Here is an 8,988-nt window from a genome sequence, read left to right as displayed (position 1 = left end):
CGCCGCTTCGGCGACCGCGTCGACCACCAGATTCGGCGCGTACAGCTCCTCGACACCGGATCCGTCGAGCCAGTCGCGCAGCCGGTCTGGGTCGCGACGTACCTCCTCAGGGCAAACCACCAGGGTCTTGCCGTGCAGCACGGTGGCCAGGATCTCCTGCACCGACACGTCGAAGCCGACCGAGGTGAACTGGGCGACCCGGGCCCCGGTCCGGCCCGGCACCGCCGTACGGTGCCACTGGAGCAGGTTGACCAGTCCGCCAACCGGCATCACTACGCCCTTGGGGCGACCGGTGGACCCGGAGGTGTAGATGACGTACGCCGGGTGGGCCGGGTGCACCGGGACCGCGGGCTCGGCAGGCTCCTCCGGCCGGCCACTGTCCTCCGCGATCGTGTCCGGATGGTCCAGCACCAGCGTAGGCGCATTCTCGGTGAACAGGCCTGCCAGCTCCGTGGTGGTGAGCACCAGCGCCGGTTGGGCGTCGGCGAGCAGTGTGTCGATTCGCTCCGCCGGGTGCGACGGGTCGATCGGCAGGTACGCCGCGCCCGCCTTGAAGACAGCCAGGGTCGCCACCACGATCTGCTCGGTGCGCGGCAGCAGCACCGCGACCGTCCGCTCGGCGCGTACGCCTCGACGGATCAGCAGCCGGCTTAGCCGGTTCGACCGCTGGTCCAGCTCGGCGTAGTCGATGACGGTGCCCCCCGCAACGACCGCGGCCAGGTCCGGCGTCCGGGTCACCTGCCGGCGGAACAGCTCGGCGATCCCGCCCGCCGGGACCGGCCGGGTTACACCGGTGCCGACCGCGAGGATCCGATCCCGCTCGCCGGGGGCAAACAGGTCGAGCCGGCTCAGCGGCTGGTCCGGCGCCACGATCGCGGCGTCCAGCAACCGCAGCAGGCGGTCGGCCAGGTCGCGCACGGTGGCCTCGTCGAACACGTCGCTGCTGTACTCGATCGAACCGTGCAGGGCCGCGTCGGATTCGCCACCGGCGAACGCGAACAGCAGGTCGAACTTGGCCGCGTTAAGCCCGACCGGGACACCTTCGAGGCTCACGCCGTCGATCGGCGCGGCGGTGCCGGCCGGTCCGCCGATGTTGTTCATCGTCAACATGACCTGGAACAGCGGGTGCCGGGCCATCGACCGGGGCGGGTTGAGCACCTCGACCAGCCGCTCGAACGGCACGTCCTGGTGGGCGTACGCGGCCAGGCCATTCTTGCGCACCCGGCGCAGCAGTTCCGCGAAGGTGGGGTCTCCGGAGACGTCGGTGCGCAGCACCAGCGTGTTGGCGAAGAAACCGACCAGGTCGGTGAGCGCGTCGTCGGTGCGCCCCGCGATCGGGGTGCCCAGCGGGATGTCGTCGCCGGCGCCGAGCCGGGACAGCAGCGCCGCCACCCCGGCCTGGACCAGCATGAACGGGGTCACCCGGCTGCGCCGGGCCAGGTCGCGCAGCTGGCGGTGCAGGGTGGCCGGCAGCTCGAACTCCACCCGCCCGCCGCTGTGCGTGGGCACCGGCGGGCGGGGCCGGTCCACAGGCAACTCCAGCTGCTCCGGCAGGCCGGCGAGAACGGCCCTCCAGTACCGCAGCTGCGCAGCGATCACGGTGTCCGGCTCGTCCTCGCTGCCCAGCACGGCGCGCTGCCAGAGCGTGTAGTCGCCGTACTGGACCGGCAGCGGCGGCCGCGCCGGTGCGGCGCCGGCGGACCGGGCCGCGTACGCCTCGGCGAGATCACGGGCGAGCACCGGCATCGACCAGCCGTCCCCGGCGATGTGGTGCAGCACCAGCAGCAGCACGTGCTCGTCGCCGCCGAGGTCGAACAGCCGGGCCCGCAGCAACGGTCCGGCGGTCAGGTCGAACGGTTCCCGGGCCGCGGCGGTGAGCAGCGCGTCCAGGTCCTCCGCGACGGCCGGCTGTACCGGCAGGTCAACGGCCGCCGCCTCGACCGATAGCACCGACTGGTACGGCCCGGCCGCGTCCTCGGCGAAAACGGTGCGCAGGCTCTCGTGCCGGGTCAGCACGTCGGTGAGCGCGGCGCCCAGGGCCGCCCGGTCCACCCTGCCGCGCAGCCGCAGCGCGCTCGGGATGTGGTAGGTCGGACTCGGGCCGTCGAGCCGGTGCAGAAACCAGAGCCGACGCTGGGCGAACGACAGCGGCAGCCGCTCCGGCCGGTCGACGACCGCGGCAACCGGTGGCCGGGTGCCGCGGTCGGCGGCGTCCAGCGCGGCGGCGAGCGCCGCCACGGTCGGGTGGTCGAAGACCTGCCGCACCGACAGCTCCACGGCAAGCAGCGACCGCACCCGGCTGACCAGGCGGGTGACCAGCAGCGAATGGCCGCCCAGCGCGAAGAAGTCGTCGTCCACGCCGACCGCCGGCACGTTGAGCAGCTCGGCGAACAGGCCGCGCAGGAGCTCCTCACGCGGCCCCCGGGCGTCGCGCGCGCCCGCGCCCGCCGTGCGGGACGGCGCCGGCAGCGCACGTCGGTCGACCTTGCCGTTCGGGGTGAGCGGCAGCGCCGGCAGCGCGACGAGCTCGGGCAGCATGTGGTCGGGCAGCCTTCGGGCCGCGGCCGCACGCAGGGCGGGGAGGTCCAGCTCGGGGCCGGTGCCGACCACGTACGCGACCAGCCGCCGGTCCCCCGGCCGGTCCTCGCGCACCACGGCGACACAGCTGGCCACCGCGCTCCCGTCATCCAGCCTTGTGTCGACCAGCACCGCCTCGATCTCGCCCAACTCGATCCGGAATCCGCGCACCTTGACCTGGCCGTCGCGCCGGCCGAGGAACTCGATGTTCCCGTCCGTACCGCGCCGGGCCAGGTCACCCGTGCGGTACATCCGCTCACCCGGCGGGCCGTACGGGTCGGCCAGGAACCGCTCGGCGGTCAGCGCCGGCCGGTCGTGGTAGCCGCGGGCCACCCCGGTGCCGGCCAGGTAGAGCTCGCCCACCGCGGATTTCGGCACCGGTAGCAGACCGCCGTCGAGCACGTACGCCCGCATGTTGTCCAGCGGGCGTCCGATCGGGATGCTGGCGGACACCGGCCCTCCGGCCGGCACCCGGTGGGACAGGGCGAACGTGGTGGTCTCGGTCGGGCCGTAGCCGTCGACCACCACGGTGTCCGGACAGTGCTCAGCGACCCGGCGCACTGCGGCCGCGGACAGCACGTCTCCGCCGGCCCACACCTCGCGCACCCCGGCCAGCGCGGCCGGCGCCTCCTCGGCGACCACCTGGAACAGGCCGGCGGTGAGCCAGACTGCGGTCACCGACCGCTCGGCGAGTTCCCGCTCCAGGACCGGAACGGTCAGCTCGCCGGGCGGCGCCAGCACCACCTGGTTGCCGCGCAGCAGCGGCACCCAGAGCTCGTAGGTGGAGGCGTCGAAGGAGTGCGGCGAGTGCATCAGCACGCGCTCGTGCGCCCCGGAGGCGAACCGGTGGTCGGCGGCCAGCTGGCAGATGTCGCGGTGGGTGACCGCGACACCCTTCGGCTCGCCGGTGGTCCCCGACGTGTACATCACGTAAGCGAGCTGCTCCGGCCGGATCCGCACCTCGGGTCCGCGGTCGTCCGTCCCGGCCAGGTCGGGGTCGTCCACCAGCACGATGGGCACGCCGAGCCCGGCGGCGTCGCCGGCCGTGGACCGGTCGGCCAGCACGATGGTGGCGCCGGCTTGGCCCGCGATGTACCGTCGTCGCTCGCTCGGGAACGACTCGTTGAGCGGCACGTAGGCGCCGCCGGCCTTGAGCACCGCGAGGATGGCCACCACGAGGTCCGGCGTCCGCGGCAGCAGAAGCAGGACAGTGGTCTCAGTGCGCACTCCCGCCCGGCGCAGCTGGTGGGCGAGCCGGTTGGCCCGACCGTCCAGCTGCCGGTAGGTCACCGCGTCGTCGCCGGCGGTCAGCGCAACGCTCTCCGGCCCGCGGCCCGCCTGCGCGGCGAACAGGTCCGGTACGGAGGAATGCGGCACCGGCCCGGGCCGTGGCCCGACCGCAGCGAGCAGCCGCCGGTGCTGGTCAGGCGAGAGCGTGTCCACTCGGCCCACCGGAAGTTCCGGCTCGTCGACGATCGCGTCCAGCACCCGGATCAGCCGGTCGGCCAGTTCGGCCGCCTCCGGCCCGGTGTACCAGTCCGGCCGGTAGTCGAGCCGCAGTTTGAGTCGGGGTCCCGGGGCGGCCAGCAGGGCCAGCGGGTAGTGCGTGGCATCCCGGCTGCTGGTTCGTAGTACCCGCAACTCGGTGGGGTCTGCCTCGGCCGCGCTTTCGTCGCCGTCCGAGCCTCCGGGGTAGTTCTCGAAGACGGCGAGCGTGTCGAACAGCGGTGTGTGCCCGGCCAGCCGCTGGATCTCGGCGAGGCTCAGGTGCTGACGGGTCAGCAGGTCCGCCTGCTCGCGCTGGAGCCGGGCCAGCATCTCACCCAGCGGCTCGGCGGACCGTAACCGCAGCCGCAGCGGGACGGTGTTGATGAACAGGCCGACCATGGTGTCCACGCCGACGAGTTCGGCAGGCCGGCCGGAGACGGCGATGCCGAAGATCAGGTCGTACTCGCCCGTGAGCCGACTCAGCAGCACCGCCCAGGCGCCCTGGATCAGCGTGTTGACGGTGACGCCGAGGGCGCGGGCCCGGGCGGTGAGGGCGGCCGTGCGCTGCGGGGACAGGCCGAACGACACCCGTTCCGGCGTCATCGGCCCGGCCGGCACGCCGGGTGCCACCAGGCAAGGGCCGTCCAGCCCGGCGAAGTGCCACCGCCACGCCTCGATGGCGGCGGCCCGGTCCTGACCGGCGAGCCAGGTCAGGTAGTCGCGGTAGGGGCGCACCGGCGGCAGCTCCCGGTCGTCGCCGCCACTGTGGTAGAGCGCCACGAGTTCACGCAGCAGGATCGGCACCGACCAGCCGTCCAGCAGAATGTGGTGGTTGGTGATCAGGAACCGGTGCCGGCCCGCCGCCAGCCGGATCAGGGTGAACCGGACCAGTGGCGGGCGGGCCAGGTCGAATCGGAGGGTCCTGTCGTCCTGGACGACTCGGTGCGCTGCGGCGTCCCGGTCCTCGGCGGCCAGGCCCGTCACGTCCACCTCCTGCCACGGCGTGCGTACCGTGCGCGGGATGACCTGCACCGGCCGGCTAACGCCCTCATGGCGGAAGCCGGCTCGCAGCGAGCTGTGTCGGCGCAACAGGGCCGCGACGGCGTCGCGCAGCCGCGCCGCGTCGAGCGGCCCGGCCAGGTCGACGACCATCTGAACCGCATACACGTCCGGGCCGGTGTCCGACTCGGACAACCGGTGGTAGAGCAGTCCCTCCTGGAGCGGGGACAGCGGCAGGATGTCGTCCAGTCCGGCGCGCTCGCTCATCGCTCTTCCCACTCCTCTTCGAGCATCTCGATCTCGTCCTGGTCCAGCCCGGTCAGCGCCACGTCGGACGGGCTGAGCCCGCCCGCGTAGGGGTTCTCGGCGTGCTGGACCAGCGCGCCCAGCGCCTGGAACCAGGCCTCGGCCAGCTCCCGAACCTGCGCCTCGCTAAGCACCCCGGTGGCCCAGGTCCAGGTGGCGACCAGCTGCGGACCGCCCGGCCCGTCGAGGGTGACCGCGTTCAGGTCCACCGCGTGGGCCAGCGGCATCTGCGGGTCCTGGCCGCCGGCCGCGCCTGCGGCGTCCAGCCGCTCGGCCCAGTCCTGTGCTCCGCCGCCAGGCTCCGGCCCGCCGGCCGGGATCCGGCCGAGGTAGTTGAAGCCGAGCTGGGGCGGGCCGTCGGCTGCCAGTTCCGCCGCCCCGGCCGGGTTGAGGTAGCGCAGCAGGCCGTAGCCGATGCCGTTGTCGGCGATTCGGCGCAGCCGCTCCTTGACCCGCTTGAGCACCTCGCCTGCGGCCGGCCCGCCGGCCCGGGCGTCGCGCAGGTCGCAGCCGTCGACGTCCAGCTGCACCGGGTAGACCGAGGTGAACCACCCGACCGTGCGGGACAGGTCGGCGTCGCCGGCCACCTGCTCCTCGCGGCCGTGTCCCTCCACCTCGACCAGCATCGGGCCGCGCTCGGCCACCGCCATGGCGAGGGCGGCCAGCAACACGTCGTTGACGCCGGCGTGGAACTGGGCCGGCACCCGGGTCAGCACCGCTTCGGTGACGTCGGCCGGCAGGGTCAGCCCCAGTTCTCCGGCCGTACTGTGGGTGTCGCGTGCCGGGTCCAGCGGCCGGGAGCCGAGTGGTGTGCCGGCACTCGTGACGGTCTCCCGCCACATCGGCAGCTCGCCGACGCGCCCCGGCGTGACGGCCTCGTCCGCTAGGCGCCGCGCCCACTGCCGCAGGGTGGCACCTACCGGCGGCAGCTGCACTGGCCGGCTCGAGTCGACGGCCCGGTACGCGTCAGCCAGGTCGGGCAGCAGGATCCGCCAGGACACCGCGTCCACTACCAGGTGATGAATCACGAGCAGGAGTAGACCGGGTTCGACCGGACCGGCATCGAACCACACGGCGCGCACCATGCCCCGCTCGCGCGGCGCGATCCGGCCCCGGGCGACCCGGGCTGCCGCGACCACCACCTCGCGCTTTGCCGCGTCATCCAGGCCGACCAGGTCCACCCAGGACAGGATGCCGTCTGCCTGGACGGAGCCCGGCTCGGCGATGTCCATCGTCCAGTTGCCCTGCTCCGGCACCACCAGCCGGGCGCGCAGCGCGTCGTGCATGTCCAGCACCGCCTGGAGGGCCGTCACCAGCTGGCACCGTTCCATGCCGGCCGGGGTCTGCACCATTTTGGTCTGCACGAAGGGCTCGATCGGCCCACCGTGTGCGGCGAACCGGTGCACGATCGGCAGCAGCGGCAGGTCACCCACGCCGTCGCCGGTCAGGCCGGCCGGCACCGGATCGCGGCGCAGCACCTGGGCCAGCGCCGCGACCGTGCGGTGCTCGAACACGTCCCGGGCCGACATCGTGTAGCCAGCGGCGCGGACCCGGCCGACCAGCTGGATCGCCATGATGCTGTCGCCGCCCAGCTCGAAGAAGCCGTCGTCGACACCGAGACCGGGCACCCGCAGCACCTCGGCGAACAACTCGCACAGCAGCGCCTCGTCGGCTCCGGTGGGCGCCCGGCCGGTGACTGACGCGTTGTAGTCGGGTGCCGGCAGGGCGGCGCGGTCCACCTTGCCATTCGGCGTTAGCGGCAGCGCGTCCAGCATGGTGAGAACCGACGGGACCAGGTAAGCGGGCAGCCGCCCACCCAGCTCCGCCCGAACCGCCAACGGGTCGAGGATGTCGCCTTCGGCCGGCACCAGGTACGCCACCAGCCGCTGCGAGCCCGGCTCGTCCTCGCGGACCACTGCGGCTGCCTGCGACACCCCTGCGACGGCTCCCAGGGCGGCCTCGATCTCACCGAGTTCGATCCGGAATCCGCGCAGCTTTACCTGGTTGTCGGCCCGGCCGCCGAACTCCAGCGCGCCGTCTGCGGCCCACCGGGCGAGGTCGCCGGTGCGGTACATTCGGTCGCCCGGTGCACCGTACGGGTCTGCCACGAACCGCTCGGCGGTGAGCCCGGTCCGGTTGAGGTAGCCCCGCGCCAGCCCACCGGACAGGTACAACTCACCGGTCACGCCCGGTGGCACCAGCCGCAGGCTGCGGTCGAGCACGTAGGCCCGCTTGTTGGGCAGCGGTGTGCCGATCGGCACCGGCCGGTCGGTGGCGGCGTCCGGCCGGCACTGCCACATGGTGGCGCCGATCGTCGCCTCGGTCGGCCCGTACCCGTTGACGAGCCGGCGGTCCCAGGCCCAGCGGGCCGCGAGCGCCGGCGGGCAGACTTCACCGGCCATGGTGAGCGTGACCCCGGCCGGTAGGCCATTCTCCGGCAGGTCGGCCACCACGGTCGGCGGCACGGCAACGTGTGTGACGCGGGCCGCCACGATCAGGTCCACCAGATCCTGGCCGAGCGGCCGCTCGTTGGGCGCGAGCACTGCGGTGGCGCCACAGAGCAGCGCGCCGAACAGGTCACCGAGCGAGGCGTCGAAGCTGGTGGACACCAGCTGGAGCATCCGGCTGCCGGGTCCGACCGCAAGCCGCTCGACCTGGGTCAGGGCCCAATCAGCGAGGCCCGGGTGCGGGATGACCACCCCCTTGGGCCGGCCGGTGGAGCCGGAGGTGTAGATGACGTACGCCGGATTGGCTGGGTGCGCCGTCGTGCCGAGGTCGTCGGCGGGGAGGTCCGCAATCGCCGCCCGGGTCTGCTCGCCGTCGAGTAGCAGCCGGGGGATGCCCGTCTCCGGCAGCTGGCCGGCCGACTCGGAGCTCACCACCAGCAGGGCGGGCGCCGCGTCGCCGAGCATGAACGCGATCCGCTCTTGCGGGTAGTCCGGGTCGATCGGCACGAACGCGGCGCCGGTCTTGAGGATCGCGAGAATTGCCACCACCCAATCGGCCGAGCGCGGGACGGCGAGGCCGATTAGCCGCTCCGGACCGGCGCCCTGCGCGGCCAGGTAGCGGGCCAGCCGGTTGGCCCTGCGGTTGAGGTCGGCATACGTGATGCTGCTGTCGCCGGCCACGACGGCCTCGGCGTTCGGGTCGCGCCGCACGTGCTCCTCGAACAGGGTGGCGGCCGTCCCAGCGGTGGGCTCCCGCCAGGTGTCGTTCCAGTCCGCCAGAAGTTGCCGGCGTTCGCCCGCGTCGAGCAGGTCGACCGCGCCGATCGGCTGACCGGGATCGACGGCGACGGCGTCGAGCAACCGCAGCAGGCGCCCGATCAGGCTCTCCGCGGTGGCCGGGTCGAACAGGTCCGGGTTGTAGTCGAGCATGCCGCGCACCCGCCCGGTGTCCCGGTCAACGGTGAACGCGAAAGTGAGGTCGAACTTGGTCATCCCGGTGTCCACCGGCTCGCCGCTGACCCGCAGGTCGCCCGCGTCCTCCACGCCGCCGGTGGCCGGCAGCAGGTCGTTGAGCACGAGCATGACCTGGAAGAGTGGGTGGTAGGCGAGGGAGCGCTGGGGGTTGAGTAGTTCGACGAGGCGCTCGAAGGGCACGTCCTGGTTGGCGTAG

2 protein-coding genes are annotated in these 8,988 nt (G+C 73.3%); both read right to left on the bottom strand.

Annotation, left to right across the window (positions count from 1 at the left end; translation table 11 throughout):
* A partial coding sequence (locus tag AB0M52_RS25490; protein ID WP_363958458.1) for an amino acid adenylation domain-containing protein occupies window positions 1-5,331 on the bottom strand: 5,331 nt, incomplete at its 3' end.
* A partial coding sequence (locus AB0M52_RS25485; RefSeq protein ID WP_363958455.1) for an amino acid adenylation domain-containing protein occupies window positions 5,328-8,988 on the bottom strand: 3,661 nt, incomplete at its 5' end. The genes AB0M52_RS25490 and AB0M52_RS25485, both read right to left, overlap by 4 nt.

This window comes from Micromonospora sp. NPDC051296 (genome assembly GCF_040682255.1).
GTDB classification, from domain to species: Bacteria; Actinomycetota; Actinomycetes; order Mycobacteriales; family Micromonosporaceae; genus Micromonospora; species Micromonospora craterilacus.
The sequence above is the reverse complement of the archived record's forward strand: the minus strand, read 5'-3'. Positions and strand labels throughout refer to the sequence as shown.